The following is a 21,897-nucleotide window of genomic DNA, read 5'->3' on the forward strand; positions in this document are numbered from 1 at the left end:
GCCGCCACCCCGATACCCTGGACCCCATCGCAGCACCGAGTGAGGAGTCGCTCGCCGTGGGCGACCGGGCTCCCGGTCAGGTCGGGGCCAGGAGGCTGGTCGGCGCTGCCGGCCTCGGCGTCCTGGTCTCGGGCCTGATCGTCAACGTCTACCTGGCCGTCGTGGCGCGGGCCCTGCCGCCCGCCGAGTACGCCACGTTCGGTTCGTTCTGGGCGATCGCCCTCGTCCTCGGGTTCGGCGCGTTCCTCCCGCTCGAGCAGGAGCTCGCGCGGCGCCTCCCGTCCCCCGGAGACCGGCGCGCCCTGCTGCGGGCGGCGACCGGCGCGTCGGCGGTGCTCGCCGGCATCGCCCTCGCCGTGCTCGCGCTCGCGCTGCCGATCGTGTCCCGGTCCCTCGACGGCAACCTCTCGGCGATGCTGGCGCTCGTCGCGCTCTGCCTGGTCTCCGGCGGGCAGTTCCTGGTCCGCGGCACGCTGATCGGCACCGATCGCCTCGTGCGGCACGCGGCCGTGATGGTGCTCGACGCCGTGCTCCGGCTGGGCCTCGCCGTGATCGTGTTCTTCGTGGGCGGCGCGGACGCCGCCGCCTTCTGCTGGGCCCTGGTCGTCGCGATCGCGCTCGCCCACCTCCCCCAGCTGCCGGCCGCCTGGCGGCGCGCGGTGGCGTGGGGCCGGCCCGCCCCGGCGGACGCGCCGACGGTGTCGGTCCGCGGCCTCACCCGGGACGCGATGCCGCTGCTGGTCGGCTCGGTGTGCGCCCAGCTGCTGCTCAACGGCCTGCCCGTGCTGGTCGTGGCGCAGGCCTCCGACGCCGACGAGGCCGCCGCGGGCGTGTTCGTCGCGGCGTTCACGCTGGCGAAGGCGCCGCTGTCGATGGTGGTCCCCCTGCAGTCGGCGGTGGTGCCGACGCTCACCCGGCTCATCGCGGCGGACCGGCGGCGCGAGGTGCTGGTCCTGCTGCTCAAGGGCGTCGCCGCGCTCGGGGCCGTGGCCGCGATCGGGGTGCCGCTCGCGCTGCTGATCGGCCCGCCGCTGGTCTCGCTCGTCTTCGGCGCCGAGTACACGATCGGCGGCCTGGATCTCGCGATCATCCTGTGCGGCGTCCTCGCCCACATCGGCCTGGTCGTCGTCACCCAGGTCCACGTGGCCCGGGCCCGGCACCGGGACGTCGCGCTGAGCTGGACCGCCGGGCTCGTCACCGCCGGCGTGACCTTCTGGCTCGTGCCCGGTGTCGTGCTGTCGGGTGAGGTCGCCTTCGCCGTGGGCAGCGCGGTCGGCGCCCTGGTCAGTGGCCTGATCCTGGCGGTCTCGCGCCGCCGTCCGAACGAGGGGAACGACGCGTGACCAGCGAGGGCACCGAGTACGACGAGCAGTACTACCTGGCCAACGGGCAGGCCGACGACCGGCCCGCGCTGCGGTGGTACACCCAGCTGGTCGGCCGGTACACCGACGGCGGCCCCTACCTGGACTTCGGGTGCGGCACCGGGCACCTCGTGCGGCGGCTCTTCGCCCTCGGGCCCGCCGCGGGCCTCGAGATCTCCGAGTACTCGGCACGGACGGCGCGGCGCAACGCCCCGGGCGCGACGATCGCGACCGACCCCGCCGACCTCCCGGACGCGGGCTTCGGCGCGCTGACCGCGATCCACGTGCTCGAGCACCTCGACGACGCGGTGGCGACCGAGACGCTGGCGACCTGGCGGCGCATCCTGCGACCCGGGGGCCAGGCGCTGGTCGTCATGCCCGACCCGGCCGGCCGCGGGCGCCGTCTCGCGGGCGACGCCTGGATGGGCTTCGCCGACGAGACCCACATCAACCTCAAACCGCACGCGCAGTGGCGGGAGTTCCTCGTCGACCACGGTTTCCGGGTCGAGCGCGAGGGCACCGACGGCCTGTGGGACGTGCCGTACGGCCGGCTGCCGAAGCTGGTCGACGCCGCCCGGTACGCCGTGCCGGCGTTCGCGCAGTTCCTGTCCGGACGCCTCGTCCTGAAGCCGGGGACCGGCGAGTCGTCGGTCTTCCTGCTCCGGCGGGCCGAGGACCGGAGCGACTAGGGCTGCTCCACCGGCACCGACATCGTGGTGTTCGGCGCCGGCGACCAGCCGGCCACGACGACGCGGCGCGGGTCGACCGCGTAGGCCGGGATCAGGGGCACGAGCGGCGCGAGCCGGTAGACCTGGCCCGCCGTCGCGTCGGGGGCGACCTCCAGGCGGGTGACCAGCGAGGTGACCTCCGAGTCCCGCAGGCTCTGGACGAACAGCCCGCCGCGCCCGGTCTGCCAGATGTCCGCGGTGCGGAACGCCAGCGGCTCCTGGCCCCACACGAGGGCGAGGGTGGAGGGCTCGTTGATGCCCAGGGCCTGGACCGGCTTGCGCTGGCACGGGAACAGGAACGCGTACTGCCAGCTGACCGCGGTGGCCTCGCCCGGGTCGCTGTAGTCCGGCAGCGAGGTCCAGCGCTGCACGCTCGGGGCCGTCAGCGCGAGCCAGCCGCCGCGGTCCACCGAGGTGTCGGTAGCGGTGAGCCGCATGATCGTCGCGCCCGGGGGCGGCCCGTCCGGTCCCTCGAGCAGCACCGAGCGCCAGGTCGTGGAGTCGACGGGGCCGTCCTCCTCGGTGAGGCCGAGCTCCTGCTCACCGACCGGCACGACACCGCCGCCCACCACCCGGGCGTACTCGACCCGGAAGGTGTTGCCGTCCCCGGTCCGGCCGGACACCGACGTGGTCATCGCGGCGCCGGGGCGGTCGGCCGGGATCGCGTACCAGGGGGTGGAGAAGCCGCCCACGGTGCCGTCGGAGCCGTACGCGGCCCCCGGCCCGCCGGGGGGCGGGACGAAGCTGCCCCACGCCTCGGAGCCGGTGGGGGGCGGCGGGTGGGACGGGAACCATCCGCCCGGCACGAACGCGGCCGAGCCGCCGGCGCCGCCGGGCGGCGGGGCGGGCAGGTCCGGGCGGGGCGCCAGGGCGGTCGCCGTGGCCGGGTCGAGGACCTCGATCCAGGGGGCCGCCCCGCAGTCGCGGGCGAGCGGGTCGCGGAGGGAGTCGGCCCACGGGGAGTAGCCGTCGATCGTGCGGCCGGTGGCCAGCACGAAGCCGCCGACGAGGTAGGTGGTCGAGACCAGCAGCACCGCGGCCGCGGTGAGCGACACCGCGATCACCGGGACCTGGGGCCGCCAGGACGGCGCCCACCGGCGCACGGCCACGGCGGCCAGCCCGAACAGGACCAGCCCGCCGACGAGCCACCACACGGGCTGGTCGAACGAGAAGAAGGCGACCCGGGGCACCTCGTAGGCGTCCGGGAGGCTCAGCATCCAGGAGTACGGCCAGGCGTTCTTCCCGTGGCCGGCGAGGGCGGCGAGCACGACCACCGCGAGCCCCGCGCCCAGCGTCACCGCGAGGCGGGGCCGCGGCCGCCCGGGCTCGGCCGGCCAGAGCTCCCGGAGCAGGACCGGGATCCCGACCGCGGCGAGCGCGACGACCGCCGGGCCGACGGTCGCGAGCGTGCCGAAGTGGTGGGTCCACTTGCTCGGCGTGAGCCAGAGCAGGGCGAACGCCAGCAGCAGCGTCCAGCCGGCCGCGGTGAGCCGCGGCGGGAGGCGCAGGTCCCGCCCGCGGGCGGCGGCGACGAACGCGAGCAGGCAGACCAGCGCGAGGACGCCGAGCAGGACCGGGTAGCGCTTGGCGTACGTGCCCATGGCGCTGCCGTCCTCGAAGAGGAAGGTCCACCGGACGATCTCGGAGTACCAGGTCTCCTGGCTCTGCATCCCGAGGAAGATCTGCTGGGCGCGGGTGAAGTCGCGCAGTGACCCGTCGGCGAAGGCCCAGACACCCACGAGCGCGCCCGGCGAGGCCAGGGCGACGACGGTCGCGACCCGGCGCGGCAGGCCGAACCCACCGAGCCGGCGCCACACCGCGGGGAGCGACGCCAGCAGCGGGGCGAGCGCCACGAACCCGGTCGGCGCGGCGGTGGCGCCGAGGGTCGCGACCGCGACCGCCAGCCCGACGAGGAACCACCGGTCGCGCTCCAGGGCCACCCGCAGGCACAGCAGGCTGGCGATGACGCTCGTGGCGACCACGGCCTCGGCGCGCACGCCGACGTCGTAGGCCAGCCACCACCCGGTGAAGGCGATGGCCAGGACGGTGTGCAGGGCGACGGCCCGGAGGCGTCCCGGCCCGGCCGGGAGGGCGCGGGCGACGTACGCGCGCAGGAGTCCCCAGCTGAGCAGCCCCAGCAGCAGGGCGGGGATCCGCTGGGCCACCGGGCTGAACCCGAAGACGCCCTGCCACCAGGACAGCGCGTAGTACATCCACGTGAACGGGGTGAAGCCCTGGTTGTAGAGCTGGTAGTAGTTCGCGACGTAGCCGGTGTACGGGACGTTCGCGGCCATGGCGGCGTAGTAGCCGTCGTCGTCGGTCATCGGCCCGATGAACGTCCACAGCACGAGCAGCGCGGGCACCACGACGTCGGCGACGCGCAGGCGCGGCCAGCGCCGGTCGCGGTCCTCGACGTCCCACCGGGCCGCCCGTGCCGCGCGGTCGCGCGCCCCCAGCGCGACGAGGACCACGGCGACGGCGAGCAGCAGGAGCACCGTGACCGCGGTCTTGACCGGTGTCGGCGAGGTGGAGAACTGGTCGTCGACCGTGACGCGCACGCCGATGCCGGCGCCTCCCGCGGCCGGCGGCACCGAGGACACCAGCGCGTCGACGTCGGGCAGCGACTCCGGCCCGGCCCGGCCCACGACCCGGCCGTCCAGGGTCACCGCGGTGCCGGTGAGGTCGCCGGCGATCCCGATCGTGCAGGGTCCGGCAGGCAGCGCGACGTCGGCGAGGGGAACGCCCCGGGAGACCACCGTCAGGCGGTCGCCGCGCACGGTGGCCTGCAGGCCGACCCCGGCCGCCGAGGACAGCGGCGGCAGGGTGGCGAGCAGCAACCCGTCCCCCCGGGCGCCGAGCGCCGGGCCGCTGCCGTCGCCGCCCGCCCCGCGCGCCGCGCGGCAGTCGGCGCGGACGTCGAGGGCGAGCGGGCGCTGGGTGGTCAGCTGCAGCGCCGTCGGCCGCGGGTCGGCGGGATCGAGCGGCCAGCTCACCTCGGGCTGCGACACGCTGACCGGCAGCAACGGCAGCAGGACCGCGCACAGGAGCGCGATCACGCCGGCGACGGTGGCCACCGTGGGCCACGACGGTCTCCAGGCCGTGCCACGTCTGATCACGCCGCCCGCGGGCTGCGAGGTCGCGGTCACCGGTGCTCCGGGGTGGGGGAGGGGATGGGAGGCACGCTAGCAACCACGGTGCGTGAGCGATTGCTCCGGTGGGTCAGCGGCGGAAGACCCACACGCCGTCGCGGACCTCGCCGGGCACGCCCGTGACCTGTCGCGTCCACCGCACGGCGGCGGGGACGTCGACGTCGGGCTGGGGCACCACGAGCACGACGGTGACGCCGAGCCGGTCGAGGTCGCGACGGGCGGCGGCGGGATCGCCTCCGAGGGTGTCGAACGCCGAGGCCTCGGCCTCGAGCAGGACGGGCCGTCCCGGCGCCGAGCCGATGAAATAGCCGCCGACCTGCCGATACGCCATGCCGGCGTCCGCCTGCCACAGCATCGGGCGCGCGCCGCCGACCCACGCGACCGTGGCCCGCGGCACCGTGGCGACGACGTCGGCGGTCGACAGCCCGGGCGCGCCGGCGGCGAAGAACGCCGGCGAGCTCGCGTCCGTGGCCTCCAGTGCGTCCGCCGGGATCCAGGTGGCCGCGGCGGCCAGGAGGCCCATGACGAGGGGGATGCGCACGCGAGGCGGTGCGCGCAGGGCGCGGTCGACCGCCACCGCCACCAGCACGGCCACCGCGAGGGCCACGAACACCCCGTAGCGGACCGGTTCGGCCTGCCCGACCAGCGGCACGGCGTGGAGCCACGTGCCGGGCAGGGGGACCCCGGTGTCGGTCCCCGCGAGGCGCAGACGCGGTCCCAGGGAGACGACGAGGGCGACGAGGCCGCCGACGGCGACGACGCGGACCGGGGGCGACCGGACGAGCAGGACCGTCGCGACGCACACCACGAGGAGCGGGATCCCGAGGTACGCCGACGCCTCGGACGGCAGCACGGCCGCGAGCCGGGCGCCGAGGTCCTCCCACCCGAGGGGGAGCGCGAGCGACGGGGGCGGGGCGACGAGGGCCGCCAGGTCGGTGCTCGCCGTCTCGGGGGCCCGGATCTGTCCCTGGGGGCGCGACGGCCCGGCGAGCAGGAGCCAGAGGGGGTAGGCGCAGATCGCGCCAACCATCGCGAGGGTGGCCAGCAGCGACCGGCCCAGCGCCGGCAGCCGCGGCAGGACCTGACCGGGCCACCGCACCGCCAGCACGACCGCGACGACCAGGACGACCACGGCGCCGAGGGCGACGGTCTGCGTGTAGAGCCCCATCTGCAGCGCGATCGCCAGGCCGAGCAGGGCCCCGTCGCGCCAGGGGTGGCGCTGCTCGACGAGGATCGCCCGCACCGCCCAGAGCAGGACGGGCGGCAGCACGGCCCAGACGAGGTTCAGGTGGCCGACGGCGCCGTGGGCCACCACGAACGGCCCGAACCCGTACAGGGCGCCGCCGAGCGTGCGGGCCGGCCGGCTGCGCACCCACGCGCCCAGGGCGAGGTAGCAGGCCAGGGCGGACGCGACCGGGCCCAGCATCATCCCGACGTTGAACGCCGCCGTCGGCCCCGCCGTGAGCGTGATCGGGGCCAGCAGCGCGCCGAGCACCGGGACGCTGGTGTTCCACAGGGCGTTGACGCCCGCCGGGGCGCCGATCCACGTGGTGAGCAGCGGGTCCTGGCCGTGGCCCACGGCGAAGGGCGTCCAGCGCAGCCACCACGTGAACAGGCTGCTGTCGGCGGACACCCACCCGGTCGCGCGGTGGTCGAGGTCCGCCAGCACCCGGTGGTGGAGCGCCACGGACGCCACCGCGTAGAGCGCGGCGGCGAACGGCCACCCCGGGAGGCGGACGCGCGCCCGGCGGGGACCGTCGTCGGCCGTGGGCCGGGCGACGGGTTCCGCCAGGGTCATGGACGAAGCGTGCCGCATCGGCACCCTTCGGAACGACGGAACGCGCCCGATTCCCGGGCCGTGTCCGGTCCGCCGGTCACGCGACACGGCGACGGCCCGTGATCGGTGGTCCGCGTCGTCCCCTCTACAGTGACGTCGATGCCGAGGGACGGGACGGAGGGGGCGATGGACGACAGACGGCATCACGACCTCTGCATCGTCCTGACCTACTACAGCCCCTACGTCTCGGGCCTGACCAACGTGGCGCGCGACCTCGCGGAGGGCTTCGCCGCCCGCGGCAAGCGGGTCTGCGTGGTGGCGTCCAAGCACGATCCCGACCTGCCGACCTACGAGACGGTCAACGGGGTGCAGGTCGTGCGTGCCCCGGTGCTCGCGAAGGTGGGCAAGGGGACGATCGGGCTCAACCTGACCCGCCTCGCCCTGCGCGAGATGGCGCGGTCGACCGTGGTGAACCTGCACCTGCCGCTCGTGGAGGGCGGCCTCCTGGCGCGGCTCTCGCCCGCGCCCGTGGTGTCGACCTACCACTGCGACGTCTCGCTGCCCACGGGCGACGGCCCCCTCGCGCTGCGGCTCGTCAACGCCGCCCAGCACCGGGCGATCGACTTCTCCAGCCGGGTCGCGCTGCGCCGGTCGGCGGCGGCGGTCGTGTCCAGCGAGGACTACGCCCGGCACAGCCGCATGTGGCCGTCGATCCGCGGCGGCATGGTGGCGATCCCGCCGCCGTGCCCGCCCCGCGGCGCGGGCCGGCCGACCTATCGCCGGACCGACGGCCTGCACGTCGGGTTCCTCGGGCGGATCGTCGAGGAGAAGGGCGTCGAGCACCTCGTCGACGCGTTCCTCGCCCTGGACGACCCGGACGCGCGCCTGCTCATCGGCGGCGACTACGTCGACGTCGCGGGCGGCAGCGTCGTCCAGCGGGTCCGCCGGCACATCGGCGACGACCCGCGGGTCGAGATGCTCGGCTTCATCCCCGAGGACGACCTCGACGACTTCTACGCCTCGCTCGACGTCTTCGCGCTGCCCTCGGTGAACGCCTTCGAGGCGTTCGGCATCGTGCAGGTGGTCGCGATGATGGCCGGGGTGCCCGCGCTGGTCAGCGACCTGCCGGGGGTGCGCACGGTCGTCGAGAACACCGGGTTCGGCGCCGTCGTGACGCCCCGCGACGTCCCCGGGCTCACCGCCGCTCTCGCGCGCCTGCGCGACGAGCCCGAGGACCCGGCGGCCGGCGCGGCCGCCGCGTCCTCGCTCTACAGCGTCGACGCCGTGCTCGACGCCTACGACGCCGTTTTCACGAAGGCCACCGGGCGCTGAGCCCCGCCGACCCTCCGGAGGATCCGTTGAGCACCGAACCCGACGCCGGGATCGACGAGGTCTCGCGGACCTGGACCCGGCTGGGCCGCGAGGACCCGCTCTGGGCGGTCCTCACCGACAAGGACAAGGAGGGCGGGGGCTGGGCGCCCGCCGACTTCCTCGCCACCGGTGCCACGGAGATCGCGACGCTGCTCGCCCGCCTCGGCGAGCTCGGCGCCGACCCGGCCCGCGGGCGCGCGGTGGACTTCGGCTGCGGCGCCGGGCGGCTCTCGCACGGCCTGGCGACGGCCGGGTTCGGCGAGGTGATCGGCCTCGACATCTCGCCGACCATGCTGGAGAAGGCCCGCGAGATCGTCGAGGCGCCCGCCTGCGACTTCCGGCTCGCGACCGGGCCCGACCTCGCCGTCGTCGAGCCCGGCTCGGCCGACCTCGTCTACACCTGCCGGGTGCTCCAGCACATGCCGAGCGAGCTGGCCCACCGCTACGTCCGCGCGTTCTACCGGATCGCCAAGCCGGGCGGGCTGGTCGTGTTCCAGTTGCCCACGGCGCCCCGATGGAACGCCGCGGGCGTCGCCCTGCGGGTCCTGCCGCGCCCGGTCCTGCGGCGCCTGCGCCGCGGGATGGAGATGCACGGGACCACCGAGGCCGACGTGCGGGCGCTCGTGCGCTCCGCCGGCGGCGAGGTCCTCGCCGCCGACCCGGACACCAGCGCCGGCGACCGCTGGGACTCCCGGCTGTACGTCACGCGGGCCGCGGCCCAGTAGTAGCCGCGCGGCCCGGCGCCGGGTCAGCGGCCGATCAGCGCCGCGATCCGGTTGCCGACGACCGGCGCCAGCGAGGCCGTGAACGTCCCGGTCAGGTGGTTGTCGTCGAGGTACACCATGACCCGGCCGATCTCGGGCGGGCAGGTCGTCGACAGGCAGATCGAGTCGCTGAGGTCGAGGAACGACACCGTCGAGGGCGTCCCGGCCGGCAGCGAGGAGACCCTCGGGTAGAGGTCCGAGCGCGGGACGTCGCACTCCGGCGCCGACCGCCCGTAGGTGTCCACGCAGCTCGGGGGCGCGTGGTCGAACCGGGGGTTGTCGCGGACGCCCAGCACGGGCACGCCGGCGTCGGCGAGACGGTTCCAGGCCTCGACCATCCCGGGCGGGGTGGCCTCGGTGCGCCCCGCCCGGACGTTGTGGGTGGCCTGCGCGACGACGAGCGCGGGGCTCAGCCGGCTCAGCGCGTCCAGGGTCTGCTGGTTCCAGGTGATGCAGTCGACCTCGCCGATGTTGGACTCGGACGTGGTCGAGAGCGGGCAGCCGGGCCGGATGAGCGTCTGCACCCGCCAGCCGCGCTCCTGGGCGATCGGACCGACGGCCGGGAGGAACTGCGCCATGTGGGAGTCGCCGACGACGACGACGGTCGGCGCGGCCGGGTCCGGTGCCGGCACGTAGGTGCAGAGCTGGAGCGCCGCGTGCTCGGGGAGGTCGTGGCAGCCGTTCTCGGGCTCCTCGTACTTCACCCAGTCCTCGTTGGCGGAGACCGCCGGGGGGATCGGCTCGGCGTCCGGCGAGCCGCGGTCGACGAATCCCGGCTGCAGGGCCATCGCGCCCGGGTGGTTCGCGTCCCCGGCGACACCGGACGGTGCTGCGCGCGCCGTGGTCACCGCGTGCCAGGCGAGGGCGAGCACCAGCACGGGGACGAGCGCGAGCACGGCCACGCGGTGGTCGCGCAGCGGGCCGGACCGGCGGCGCGCGCGGCGCAGCAGCGGGTCCTCGACGAAGTGGCGGGTGGCGGCGGCCAGGAGCAGCGACGTGCCGATGATCGCCAGACCGAGGCGGAGGCCGGGCTCCTCGGTGTGGAAGGTGACCAGGGCGAGGGTGAGGACCGGCCAGTGCCAGAGGTAGAGCGGGAAGCTGATGCTGCCCAGGTACTGCATCGGTCGCGACGAGAGGAACCGCGCGCTGCCGAGGTGGTGCGTCGTGTCGCCCGCGACGATGACCGCCGCGGCGCACAGGACCGGCCACAGGGCGAGGTAGCCGGGGAAGCCGGCCTCGACGTCCAGCATCATCCCGCAGGCCGCCAGCCCCGCGAGCCCGCCCCAGCCGAGGACGAGCCCGGCCCAGGACGGGAGGCGCAGGCGGTGGATCCCGAGGGCGAGGAGCCCGCCGAGCGTGAACTCCCAGACGCGGGTGAGCGAGTCGAAGTAGGCGTAGGTCTGGTCCGTCGCCGTGCTGACGACCGACCACACCAGCGAGATCGCGGTGGCCGACACGAGGAGCGCGACGACGGCGGGGCGCCCCGCGATCCCGGCCCGGCGGGCGGCCAGGGTCGCGACGATGACGACCACGGGGAAGACGATGGCGAACTGGCCCTGGATCGACAGCGACCAGAAGTGCTGGACCACGCTCGCGGTGTTGTGGGCCGCGTAATAGTCGACCGAGTCGGCGGCCAGCTGCCAGTTCTCGACGAAGAACGCCGACGTCACGACCTCGCGGACCGTCTGCGGCCACCGCGACTCGGGCAGGAGGAGCAGGCTCGCGACGATCGTGCCGATCAGCACCACCGCGGCCGGCGGGACCAGGCGGCGCAGGGTCCGGCCCCACTGCCGGAAGAGATCGATGCCGCCCCGCTCGGCGGCGCGGACGAGCTGGCCCGCCGCGAGGAACCCCGTGAGCGCGAAGAACACGTCGACGCCGCCGGAGACCCGGCCGATCCAGACGTGGTAGACGACCACGAGGAGCGACGCCACGGCCCGCAGGCCCTCGATCTCGGGGCGGAACCGCGAGCCGTCACTGGGCTGGCGGGTGGTCCCCGACTCCGCGGCGACGGGCCGTCGGCCGGCCACGAGGCGGTCCGTCGGGACGTCGCCCCCTGCCCGCGCCGACCCGTGAGCCGTGGAAGTCATCGCGTTCGACTGTGCCCTTCCCGTTCGATGCACCGCACACCGGGGTCCACTCGGAGCAACGACGCGGACACGGTCTGCGTCGACGGACGGGGCGGACATCGCCGTCCACGGCGCGCGGACCAGCACCAACGGTCGTGTCGATCTCCTACCCGGGCGATGGTCGATCTACGCCGGGAAGAGGCCCACACCACCCCGTCCGGGGGTCAACCCTCCGGGACGAGCCGGGCCACCTGGTGCACGCCGGGGGCCCGGGTGATCGGCCAGTCCCCGGGGCGGGGCTCGGCCGGGCCCATCTCGAGGCGCCACCGCGCCGGGATCGGTGCCGGCGGCCGGTAGTGGCGGTAGTTCAGCGCGGTCCACGGCCGCTCGGCCCGCCAGGGCGCCACCCACCGCTGATCGACCCGGCCAGGATCAGCCAGGACCCCGTCGACCACCGTGCACCCCCGGTCCTGGCAGTAGAACGCCAGCGCCCCGATCTCGGTGCTCGAGTAGACGACGCCGTCGGTGGGCAGGTCGCGGGCGATCGCCTCGTACTCGGGGTTCGTGGCCCAGTTCTGCCGCACCGGGGCGAGCCCGTCGGCCCAGCCGGGGCCGTGGAGCACCGACACCGCCACCCCGGCCGCGACCAGCCCCGCGGGCACGATCCACCCCCAGCGCACGGTGTCGGCGGCCAGCACCAGCGCCACCGCCAGCGCGCCGATCGGGGGGCCCGCGTAGTACATCATCGGCGGCGCATGGCTCAGACCGAGCGCGGCGAAGTGCACGACGGCGCCCGCGGCCAGCGCCACCGGCACCCACCGGCGGGTCCACAGCGACCACGCCGCGCCGGCGAGCCCGCCGGCGGCCGTCGCCAGCGCCACCACCGTGACCCCGGTGAACGAGACGAGGAAGAAGTCCGGCCACGAGTTCCAGAGATAGAAGGAGCCGTCGAACCACCCGCGGCCGTTGCCCTTGATCGGGACGGTGTGGGGCCAGGCCGAGCCGAAGCGCCACCACGCGAACAGGTGCCAGGGAAGGGCGACGGCGAGCCCCACCGGCAGCGCCCGCCACAGCCGCGGTGCCCCGGGGAGCAGCACCAGGAGGGCGACCAGCGCCGCCGCCAGCAGGTCCGGTCGGGTCAGGACCGCGGCGCCGAGGAGCACCCCGGCCGGGAGCCAGCGGCCGTCGGCGGCGTAGCGGACCAGGCCGACGAGCACGGCGACAGCCAGGTAGGTCTCCAGCCCGACCGCGGACCCGAGCAACGGGGAGCTCGCCAGCAGCGCGGTGCCGAGCAGCGCGACCCGGTCACCGCCGAGGTCCCGCAGCCACAGGGCGGTCGCGGCGAGGGTGATCGCCAGCAGGGCCCCGGCCGCGAGGAAGGCGTGCCCGCCGGTGAGGAGGTGGAGCGCGGCGAGCAGCCAGATGTTGAGCGGCGACGTCGCGGTGTGGACCTCGATGCCGGTCGTCAGCGCCCACTGCCCGTGCTCGGCGAGGTTGCGGGCGAACGAGAGCGAGATCAGCGCGTCGTCGGGCATCGCGCGGTGCGCGACGGCGAACAGCACGGCCCCGAGCACCGCGCCCCACGCGGCCGGCCACCACCGGCGGGCCCGCGCCCGCCAGGCGCCGCCGTCCACCGCGCCCCGTCGGTCCGGAGTGCGCCGTTCGTCCGCCGTCCGCGGTTCCCCCAGCACGGTCACACCCGAAGGATGCCGCACCGTGACCGGATCACTGCGCGGGGTGACGTCAGCGGCTGTCGGCGTCGTCGAGCCCGAAGAACCGGCCCCAGCTCTCCGCCGTGGTCAGGGCGGGCCGTGCCGCGCGCCACCGCTCGGCGGCGGCGGAGCCCTCGCGAGCGAACCGCCACAGCACCCGGGCGCTCTCGCGGGTCAGGTCCCGGAGGTGCTCGGCGTCGCGGCGGCGGAGCCGTACGCCGTTCTCCCCGGCGTCCACCACGGCCACGCGGTCGAAGAGGGAGACGTGCCACCAGTGGGCCTCGCCGGCGCCGATGAGGCCGCCGTGCCGGGGCACGCGCCCGGTCGCCTGCTGCACGGCGCGCTTGAGCTTCACCAGCCCCGGGCGGGACGGCTCGAAGCCGGCGCGGGCGATCGGCATCTCGACGCTCGCGAGGCCGGGCACGTCGTGCACGCCGTGGAGCGTGGTCTCGGTGTAGCGCCGGCGCTCCTCCTGGATGCTGAACGCGGCGCTGACCCCGCCGTCGGCGAGGACGTCGGGGCCGGCGAGGAAGTCGTCCACGGCCTTGATCAGGGTGGCGGCGAGGCCGTAGTTCATGGCGAGGACGTACCGGACGAGGTGGTCGTACAGGGTGCGGCCGATCGCGCGCACGGGGAAGTCCGAGTGCAGGGCCGCCGTGATCATGGCGTTGCGGTGGTTGAAGTACCGGCGCCAGTCGTCCCAGTCCTTCCACTGGAAGTCGGCGTGCCAGAGGCCGGCGCCCGGCAGCGTGACGGTCGGGTAGCCGTGGGCGCGGGCACGGTAGCCGTACTCGACGTCGTCCCACTGGAAGAAGAAGGGCAGCGGGTAGCCGATCGCGCGAGTGACCTCGGCGGGGATGAGGCAGGCCCACCAGCCGTTGTAGTCGGCGTCGACGCGGCGGTCCTGGACGTTCTTGGTGCCGTCCGGGAAGTAGCCGGTGACGTCCGACTCGCCCACGGCCCCCTCGGGCCGGCGCCCGCACGCGAGCTCGATGAAGTCCGCGCACTCCGCCCCGGCGATGACCTGGGTCGGGTGCAGCAGGTTGAGCATCTGCGCCCCGACGATGGTCGGTACCGCCGTGTGCCGGGCGAACGCGGTGAGCCGCACGACGACCTCGGGCTCGCACCGCACGTCGTCGTCCATGAGCAGCACGTCGGTGTCCGGGTCCGTGCCCCGCTCGACGAGCTCGTAGAGACCGCGGGTGAAGCCGCCGGCGCCGCCGAGGTTGCTCTGGGTGATGTAGCGGAGCCGGTCGCCCAGCTCCTCGGCGACGGCCGCGTACCCGGGCTGGTCCTCGACCCGGTCGGAGCCCTGGTCGACGACGAGGACGCGGTCGAGGACCGCGAGGGCGTCCTGGTCCTCGACGACCGTGCGCAGGGTGGTCAGGCAGTCGACGGGGCGGTTGTGCGTGCAGATCACCATCGAGGCGTGCCGGTGCGTCGCCGGGGCCGCGACCGTCCAGCGGGCGTCGGAGAGCTCGACCTCGGCGTCGTCGGTCGTGATCTCGATCCAGAGCCCGCCGCCGTCGAGGAACCGGTCGAGGGTCGCCGACAGGGCGAGGTCCTCGGCCTCGGTGTCGTGCACGGCCAGGGTGCGCGGGACGCCGTTCGTGTCGGAGGCGCGCAGCATGACCCGGCCACGACCGCGGAACCGGCCCTCGAACCGCACCTCCGTGGCGGTGGCCCAGCGCTGCCAGTAGCTCGCGGGGAAGCGCCCGAAGTAGGTGTTGGTGCTGACGTGGCTGAACTCGCCGACGCGCATCCGGTCCCGGCGACGCTCGGCGCGACCGCGCACGATCTCCACGTACATGTCGTCCGGGGTGTCGGCGGTCGGCCCGGCGTACAGCCCGCGCGCGACCACGGCGCGTCCGGAGCGCGTCGTGCCCTCGGCGGTGCGGGCGGTCTCGACGTCGGTCATCGGTGCGTGCTCCCCGGCGGTGCGTGGTCGGGCGGTCACCCGTCGGCCACGTCTCAGCGTAGGAGACGCCTCCCGCGCTGCTCCGGGTGCGCCGGGGCGACGCGCCGGGGTCAGCTGTGGACGCCCGGCGACGCCGACCGCTGGGTGGGCGTCACCGGCGACGGCGTCGAGGTGATGACCACGACGACCTGCTCGTTGTCGTGGGTGAACGCCTCGTACCGGAAGTCGAGTCCGGTGGCGGCGACGTACTCCGTCCACGCCCGGTGCTCGCCGTCCTCCCACCCCGCGTGGTTGAGGTACTCGTCGAAGACCACGACCGAGCCCGGACGCAGGCGCGGGCCGACCTGCTCGAGCACGGTGGCCGTCGACGAGTAGAGGTCGGCGTCGAGGTGCAGGAGGTCGACCGGGTCCGGGTGCTCGGCGAGGAACCCGGGCAGCGTGTCGGTGAACCAGCCGACGACGAGCTCGGCGCCGGGGACCTCCGGCGGCTCGGCGACGGCGAACGTGCCGGCCCCGAACCCGGCGCGCCAGTCCTCGGGCAGGCCCTGGAACGAGTCGAAGCCGTAGACGCGGCCGTCGCCGCGCGCCGCGGCGATCGCCCGCAGGGTGGTCCCGGAGTAGACGCCGAACTCCAGCGCCAGCCCGCCGCGCCGGGGCGCGAGCTCGAGGGCGTGCGCGAGCGTCGCGAGCGGGTTCGGCAGGGTGCGGGCGCCGGGCATGGCCTCGCGGACGAAGCGGGCGCTGCTGTCGACGGCCTCGCGCTCGCCGGCGGCGATCATGTCGCGGCGGTCGCGGATCTCGCGCTGCACCAGGTCGTGGCGCAGCGCCCCGATCTCGCCGCGGGCGGCGTCGAGCTCGGCGCGCTGCTGGGCCACCCGGGCCTCGAGTGCCTCCAGCCGCGGCAGCACACGGTGCTCGACGACGGTCGTGACGCCGCGCTCGACGGCACCGACCAGTCGGACGTTGAGGGCGTGGCGCAGGCGGGCGAGGCGGGGGAGCACCCCGCCATGGAATCGGACACGGAGGGACCGCGTCGAGGTGAGGTCGGGGACCGGTCGGCCGGGGCCGACGAGGGGTCACCCGATCCAGCTACTGCTGCGTAGCGGGAGTCCGGTCCGGCTCGCCGTGCGGCGCACGGCGAGCGGTCGGGCGGGTGCGCCGGGTCGCCGCGAGCGCCATGGCCGTGTGCCCGATCGCGAGCATGACCATCGTCGCGACGCCGTAGGGCCAGTAGATGTGGCTGGTCAGGAACGACCAGGCGCCGACGACGGCGAACAGCGCGCCGGCCCCGGCGAGCACGCGCCACGCCCCGGGCGCGGCGACGAGCGCGAGCATCGCGGCGAGCACGGTGGCCGCGAGGTAGGCGTACGCGCCCTGGATGCCGAGCGCGTCGGCGATCTCGAACAGCGCCGCCACCCAGGGGCCCGGGCCGACGCGCATCGTCTCGTGGCCGCCGCCGATGCCGGCGAGGGCGTCGAGCGCACCGTAGAAGGCCGCGTAGACGAGGCCGAGCACGACGGCGAGACCTTCGAGCACCCAGCCGACCGGGCCGGCGGGCCGCGCGGCGCGCACGACCGCCCACGGTCCGAGCGCGAGCAGCGGGAAGAGCACGAGCCCGATGACGTGGAGGTCGCGCCACCACGGCGCCGACTCCGGGGTGAGCACCGCGGGGTGGGAGCTGCCGAGGACCGCGAGGGCCAGGGCCGGAAGGGCGGTGGCCAGGACAGCGGTGGTCGGGCGCATCGGGCACATCCTCGCAAACACGGCACGGCCCGCTCGCTGATCCACGTCGTGTCACCCGCGCGACAGACGCGCCGTCCCATGATCGACCAATAGGGTGACGACGCGAAGATCCTGTCGCTTTGCGTGCCCGACCGGTGCTCCACTAGGCGGGTGACAGGGGTCGATCGGGAGGCGAGGTGACGCTCCTCGCGGGCGCGCTCGCGGTCCTGGCCGCCCTGCTCTTCGCGATCGCCTCCGTGGCCCAGCGCGGCGCCGCCGCGGACGTCCCCGACGACGAGGCCCGCGGCGGGCGGCTGATCCTGCGTCTCGTGCGCTCCCCGCGCTGGTGGGCGGGCACGGTCGGCGACACCGGCGGCTTCGTCGTCCAGGCCGCGGCGCTCGGCGTGGGGTCGTTGCTGCTGGTCCAGCCGCTGCTCGTCACCACCGTGCTGTTCGCGCTCCCGCTCGAGGCGCGCCTGACCGGGCGGCGCATCGGGCGCAGCGAGGTGCGGTGGGCGCTCGTACTCGTCGCGGCGCTGGCGCTGTTCGTCGTCGTCGGGGAGCCGACGGCGGGCCGCGACCGCGCGCCGCTGCACCACTGGCTGCCCGCGCTGGTGGTCCTGCTCGCCGTGCTCGCCGGGTGCGTGCTGCTGGCCGGGCGCAAGCGTGGTCCGCGCCGCGCCGCGCTGCTCGCGGTGGCCACGGGGCTGGCCTACGGCCTGGTCGCGGCGCTGACCAAGTCCGTCGTGGACGCCCTCGGCGACGGCCCCGTCGAGCTGCTGACGTCCTGGGAGACCTGGGCGCTGGTCGCCGCCGTGCTCGGCGGCACGCTGCTGCAGCAGGCGGCGTTCGGTGCCGGCCCGCTCGCGGCGTCGCTGCCTGCGGTGACCGTCGGGGAGCCGATCGTCGCCGCGGTGCTCGGCGTCGTCGTGCTCTTCGAGCAGGTCCGCGCCGACGGGCCCGAGTGGTTCCTCATCGGCCTGCTGGTGGTGCTCATGGTCGTGGCCACCGCGGCCCTCTCGCGCTCGTCGGCCGCGGCCGCGGCGACGCCGGAACCCGCCGATCGTGAGGTGGCGACCCCGTGACCCTTGACCTGTCGCTCGACATCGAGGCCCGGGCCGGCGCGGCCTGGATGCTCGGCTCCTTCGTCGTCGTCTTCCTCGCCACGCGCGTGATCGTCCGGATGATCCGCGCCGGGAAGGGGCCGTTCCGCAACCAGGCGGTGGGCGGTGTCCACCTGCACCACCTGGTGCACGGCATCTTCCTCATGCTGCTCGCGGGCATCGGCGAGTTCACCTACCAGCCCGATCCGCCGTGGCTCTACGTCCTCGCCGCCGCGTTCGGGGCGGGCGCCGCGCTGACCCTCGACGAGTTCGCGCTCTGGCTGCACCTCTCCGACGTCTACTGGGAGCGCGAGGGGCGCATCTCCGTCGACGCCGTCCTCGTCGTCGGCGCGCTGATGGCCCTCCTGGTGGTCGGCGCCAACCCGTTCGACTCCAGCACCGCCGACGGGGTCGAGGCCCTCGTCACGACGATCGTGGTCAACGGCCTGCTCGCCGTCATCGCCCTGTTCAAGGGCCGCCCGCTGCTCGGCCTGCTCGGGGTGCTCGTGCCCGTCGTCGCGCTGGTCGGTGCGGTGCGCCTGGCCCGCCCGACCTCTCCCTGGGCGCGCTGGCGCTACCCCGAGGGATCGAAGAAGGCCGCGCGCAGCCGCAAGCGCTTCCCCGAGCGCGAGCGGCGGCGCTGGAACGCCCTGGTGGAGGCGGTGGCCGGCAAGCCGAACCCCGACGAGCCGCACCAGGACGAGCCGAACCCCGACGCTCCGGAGGGCCCGACGCCGGAAGTCGACACGAGGGAGCAGGAGGGGGCTCGCTGAGATGGACGGGCACACCGACACCGAGGCGCCGGCCGAGCACACCGACGACGACGGTGCCGACCACGGCGTGCACCTCGGCCAGCAGGACATCCGGTCGGCCAAGCTCGCCGCCCGCCGCGCCGCGGGGGAGACCGAGCCGTACCGCTGGCCGGTCGACCACGCGCTCGCCGATCTCCGTGCCGCCCACGCCGACCTCGCGCCGGACACGGTCACCGACGAGGAGGTGTGGGTCGCCGGGCGCCTCACCGGCCTGCGGCGCCAGGGCGGCCTGAGCTTCGGCACGCTGCGCGACCGCACCGGCAGCATGCAGCTGTTCGTCGACACCGCGGTGGTCGGGCACGACGCCCACGTCGCGATCGACGACCTCGACCGCGGCGACTGGGTCGGCGTCCGGGGCCGGGTCATGACCACGAAGCGCGGCGAGCTCTCGATCCGCGTCGAGCAGTGCGCCCTGCTGGCGAAGGCCCTGCGCCCGCCCGCCGGCGGGCACCACGGCCTCGCCGACGTCGAGACGCGCTACCGCCAGCGCTACGCCGACCTGCAGGTCAACGAGCGCACCCGCGAGATCTTCCGCATCCGCCACGCCGCCGTGCGCGCCATCCGCAACCACCTCGCCGAGCAGGGCTTCACCGAGGTCGAGGGCCCGGTGCTGCAGAGCATCCAGGGCGGGGCGTCGGCGCGGCCGTTCGTGACCCACCACAACGCGCTCGACCTCGACATGTATCTGCGCATCGCGCTCGAGCTGCACCTCAAGCGCCTGATCGTCGGCGGGATGGAGCGCGTCTTCGAGCTCGGGCGGGTGTTCCGCAACGAGGGCGTCGACACCCGGCACAACCCCGAGTTCACGATGCTCGAGGCCTACCAGGCGTTCGCCGACTACCACGACATGATGGACCTGACCGAGGGCATGGTCGTCGCCGCCGCGCACGCCGCCCTCGGCGACGACCTCACCGTCCGGTACCAGGGCCAGGAGATCGACGTCCGGCCGCCGTGGCCGCGCAGGCGCTTCGCCGACATGATCAGCGAGAAGACCGGCGAGACCATGCACCCGACGATGCCGGTCGAGGACGCGCGGGCCGCGCTCGACCGCCTCGGCATCGCCTGGGAGCAGGGCTGGGGCGCGGGCCGGATGATGAAGGAGGTCTACGACGAGCGCGTCCAGCACGACGTCGTCGGCCCCGTCTTCTGCATCGACTACCCGCGCGAGGTCTCCCCGCTGGCGCGCGCCCACCGCGAGGACCCGGCGTACAGCGAGCGCTTCGAGCTGATCGTCGCCGGCTTCGAGCTGTGCAACGCCTACTCCGAGCAGAACGACCCGGTCGAGCAGATGGCGGCCTTCTCCGACGAGGCGCAGGCCAAGCGCAACGGCGACCCCGAGGCCGGCGACATCGACCTCGACTACGTCCGCGCCCTCGAGTACGGCATGCCGCCCACCGGCGGGCTCGGCATCGGCATCGACCGGCTGGTGATGCTGCTGGCCAGCGTCGACTCGATCCGCGAGGTCATCCTCTTCCCGACCCTGCGCCCCGAGTTCGCCCCGCCGCCCGGCGGCGGTCCCGGCGGCGCCCACCGCCCGGTGCTGCCGCCGACGCCCCTGCCGGCCGCGGCGCTCGCACCCCCGGCCCCGTCGAGCCCGGTGGCGGTCGCCTCGGCGACGCCCGACGAGGGCCCGCCGAAGCGGCCGTGGACGGTCACCCTCATCGCCGGGCTCACCGCGCTCGCCGGACTGCTGCACCTGCTGGTGCACATGCCGATCGTCCACGAGCGCCTCGGCGACCGGGTGAACCTCGACCTCGTCCCGCCGTGGTTCGCGGTCACCGGCCACGTGCTCTCCGCCGCGATCGGGCTGCTGCTGATCCTGCTCGCCGACCAGCTCGCCAAGCGCAAGCGGGCCGCCTGGCGGGTGGCCGTCGCGCTCTCCGCGCTGGCGGTGCTCGCCCACGTGCTCAAGGGGCCGCACCAGGTCGGCCTCGCGATCAGCGTCGCGCTGCTGGTGCTGCTCGTGGTCGCGCGCGGGCAGTTCCGGGCGCCGGGCGACCCGCCGTCGCTGCTGCGGCTGGTGCGGTTCGTGCCGATCTACCTCGCCTGCGTGCTGGCGTTCGGCTTCGTCTCGCTCGGCCTGCAGAGCGGGCGGATGACGCCGTCGCTGACCCTCGGCGGCGGCCTGGAGACGATCGTCGGCGGGCTGGTCGGGGTCGACGGGCCCTACACGTTCGACCGCCGGGTGTTCGCCGAGACGTTCCCCGCCGCGCTGCTCGCGCTCGGCGTCGTCGGGCTCGTCGTGTTCCTGGTGCTGGTGTTCCGCCCGCTGACGGCGCGCGACCCGCACACCCGCGACGACTGGACCCGCGCCGAGACGCTGGTGCACACCTACGGCTGGGACACCCTCGCCGCCTTCGCCCTGCGCGACGACAAGAGCTTCTTCTTCGGCTCCGACGGCCGCGCCATGATCGCCTACACCTACCTCGGCGGGTACGCGCTCGCGGCCGGCGACCCGATCGGCGACGAGGCCTCGCTGCCCGCCGTCGTCGACGAGTTCCTCGCCATGTGCGCCCAGCGCGCCTGGACCCCGGCGTTCCTGGCCGCCCGCGAGGAGGACACCCGCGAGGGCGGCCTGCTCGCCTCGCGGGGGTTCCGGTCGTTCTACCTGGGCGACGAGGCGATCATCGACTGCCCGTCGTTCACGCTGGAGGGCCGCGAGCGCAAGAGTGTCCGCGCCGCGGTGCGCCGGGTCGAGCGCACGCACCGGTTCCAGCTGATCGCCGAGTCGGCGGCGTCGCCGAAGCTGGTGGAGGCCCTGAACGCGATCTCGGAGAAGTGGCGCGGGAAGAACCCCGAGCGCGGGTTCACGATGTCGCTGTCGCAGGACATCACCGGCTCCGCGGCCAACAGCGACTTCCTGCTCTGCGTCGCGCTCGACGCCGACGGGGTGCCGGGCGGCTTCCTGCGGCTCGTGCCGGCCTACGGCGGGCCCGCCACCGGCACGACGTTCGGCTACACGCTCGACCTCATGCGCCACGACCCGGGCGCACCCAACGGCATGACCGAGTTCCTCATCGCGAAGAGCGCCCTGGCGCTGGCCGAGCGGGGCGTGACGCGGCTGTCGATGAACTTCGCGATGTGGGGACGGCTGTTCGCCGAGGACGTGCCGTTCACCGCGACGCAGAAGCTCGCGCGGCGCGCGGTGGGCGTGCTGAACCCGTTCTTCCAGGTCCGCTCGCTGCACGACTTCAACGAGAAGTTCGGCCCTCAGTGGCTGCCCCGGGTGCTCGCCTATCGCAGCCCGGCCGACCTGCCGCGCGTCGGCCTGCTCTACGCGGGCGCCGAGGGCTTCCTCGCCGTGCCGGGACTCGGCCCGATGTTCGTGCCGGCCGCCGTCGGGGGCGCGCCCTCGCCGTCGGGTGAGACACCCGCAGCGACCGCGGCATGAAGCGCAGCGGAACTGCCGCC

At 75.1% G+C, this 21,897-nt stretch carries 14 protein-coding genes; 7 read left to right on the forward strand and 7 right to left on the reverse strand.

Features of this window, described 5'->3' with window-relative positions:
• Nucleotides 1-56 precede the first annotated feature (56 nt).
• Entirely contained in the window at nt 57-1,343 is a 1,287-nt protein-coding gene (locus WCD58_RS19410; protein WP_337704708.1) for a lipopolysaccharide biosynthesis protein, read from the forward strand.
• Nucleotides 1,340-2,050, forward strand: coding sequence for a class I SAM-dependent methyltransferase (locus tag WCD58_RS19415; RefSeq protein WP_337704709.1), 711 nt, complete (start codon nt 1,340-1,342; stop codon nt 2,048-2,050). The genes WCD58_RS19410 and WCD58_RS19415 overlap by 4 nt, the downstream gene beginning before the upstream one ends.
• On the opposite strand, the gene WCD58_RS19420 is transcribed toward WCD58_RS19415, so the two are convergent.
• Entirely contained in the window at nt 2,047-5,145 is a 3,099-nt protein-coding gene (locus WCD58_RS19420; protein ID WP_337704710.1) for an arabinosyltransferase domain-containing protein, read from the reverse strand. The two genes, WCD58_RS19415 and WCD58_RS19420, sit on opposite strands and share 4 nt — an antisense overlap.
• Nucleotides 5,146-5,308: 163 nt before the next feature.
• Complete coding sequence (locus tag WCD58_RS19425) at nt 5,309-7,036, reverse strand: hypothetical protein (RefSeq protein WP_337704711.1); 1,728 nt, start codon at nt 7,034-7,036, stop codon at nt 5,309-5,311.
• Nucleotides 7,037-7,201: 165 nt separating this feature from the next.
• On the opposite strand from WCD58_RS19425, the gene WCD58_RS19430 reads away from it, so the two are divergent.
• Nucleotides 7,202-8,347: a glycosyltransferase family 4 protein gene (locus WCD58_RS19430; RefSeq protein WP_337704712.1), complete on the forward strand. Its 1,146-nt coding sequence runs from the start codon at nt 7,202-7,204 to the stop codon at nt 8,345-8,347.
• Between the two features lie 26 nt (nt 8,348-8,373).
• Entirely contained in the window at nt 8,374-9,111 is a 738-nt protein-coding gene (locus WCD58_RS19435; protein ID WP_337704713.1) for a class I SAM-dependent methyltransferase, read from the forward strand.
• A gap of 23 nt (nt 9,112-9,134) precedes the next feature.
• Here the strand turns inward: WCD58_RS19435 and WCD58_RS19440 are convergent, their stop codons facing one another.
• The 5 genes from WCD58_RS19440 to WCD58_RS19460 all read right to left on the reverse strand — a co-directional run bounded on the left by WCD58_RS19440 (nt 9,135) and on the right by WCD58_RS19460 (nt 16,592).
• On the reverse strand, nt 9,135-11,240 hold the full coding sequence (locus WCD58_RS19440; RefSeq protein WP_337704714.1) for an acyltransferase family protein: 2,106 nt from the start codon (nt 11,238-11,240) through the stop codon (nt 9,135-9,137).
• A 203-nt stretch (nt 11,241-11,443) separates the two neighbouring features.
• Nucleotides 11,444-12,916, reverse strand: a complete 1,473-nt coding sequence (locus tag WCD58_RS19445) for a glycosyltransferase family protein (RefSeq protein ID WP_337704715.1) — start codon at nt 12,914-12,916, stop codon at nt 11,444-11,446.
• A gap of 46 nt (nt 12,917-12,962) precedes the next feature.
• Nucleotides 12,963-14,849, reverse strand: coding sequence for a glycosyltransferase (locus tag WCD58_RS19450; protein WP_337704716.1), 1,887 nt, complete (start codon nt 14,847-14,849; stop codon nt 12,963-12,965).
• A 110-nt stretch (nt 14,850-14,959) separates the two neighbouring features.
• Nucleotides 14,960-15,850, reverse strand: a complete 891-nt coding sequence (locus tag WCD58_RS19455; RefSeq protein ID WP_337704717.1) for a class I SAM-dependent methyltransferase — start codon at nt 15,848-15,850, stop codon at nt 14,960-14,962.
• An 88-nt stretch (nt 15,851-15,938) separates the two neighbouring features.
• Complete coding sequence (locus tag WCD58_RS19460) at nt 15,939-16,592, reverse strand: hypothetical protein (RefSeq protein ID WP_337704718.1); 654 nt, start codon at nt 16,590-16,592, stop codon at nt 15,939-15,941.
• Nucleotides 16,593-16,768: 176 nt separating this feature from the next.
• On the opposite strand from WCD58_RS19460, the gene WCD58_RS19465 reads away from it, so the two are divergent.
• The 3 genes from WCD58_RS19465 to lysS are packed head-to-tail and all read left to right on the forward strand — an operon-like array spanning nt 16,769 to nt 21,877.
• Nucleotides 16,769-17,656, forward strand: a complete 888-nt coding sequence (locus tag WCD58_RS19465) for a DMT family transporter (protein ID WP_337704719.1) — start codon at nt 16,769-16,771, stop codon at nt 17,654-17,656.
• On the forward strand, nt 17,653-18,447 hold the full coding sequence (locus WCD58_RS19470) for a hypothetical protein (RefSeq protein WP_337704720.1): 795 nt from the start codon (nt 17,653-17,655) through the stop codon (nt 18,445-18,447). Before WCD58_RS19465 ends, WCD58_RS19470 begins: the two co-directional genes overlap by 4 nt.
• Before the next feature lies 1 nt (nt 18,448).
• Entirely contained in the window at nt 18,449-21,877 is a 3,429-nt protein-coding gene (gene lysS, locus WCD58_RS19475; RefSeq protein WP_337704721.1) for a lysine--tRNA ligase, read from the forward strand.
• Nucleotides 21,878-21,897: the final 20 nt, after the last annotated feature.

It is taken from the genome of Actinomycetospora flava (assembly GCF_037400335.1).
In the GTDB taxonomy this organism is placed as follows: Bacteria; Actinomycetota; Actinomycetes; order Mycobacteriales; family Pseudonocardiaceae; genus Actinomycetospora; species Actinomycetospora flava.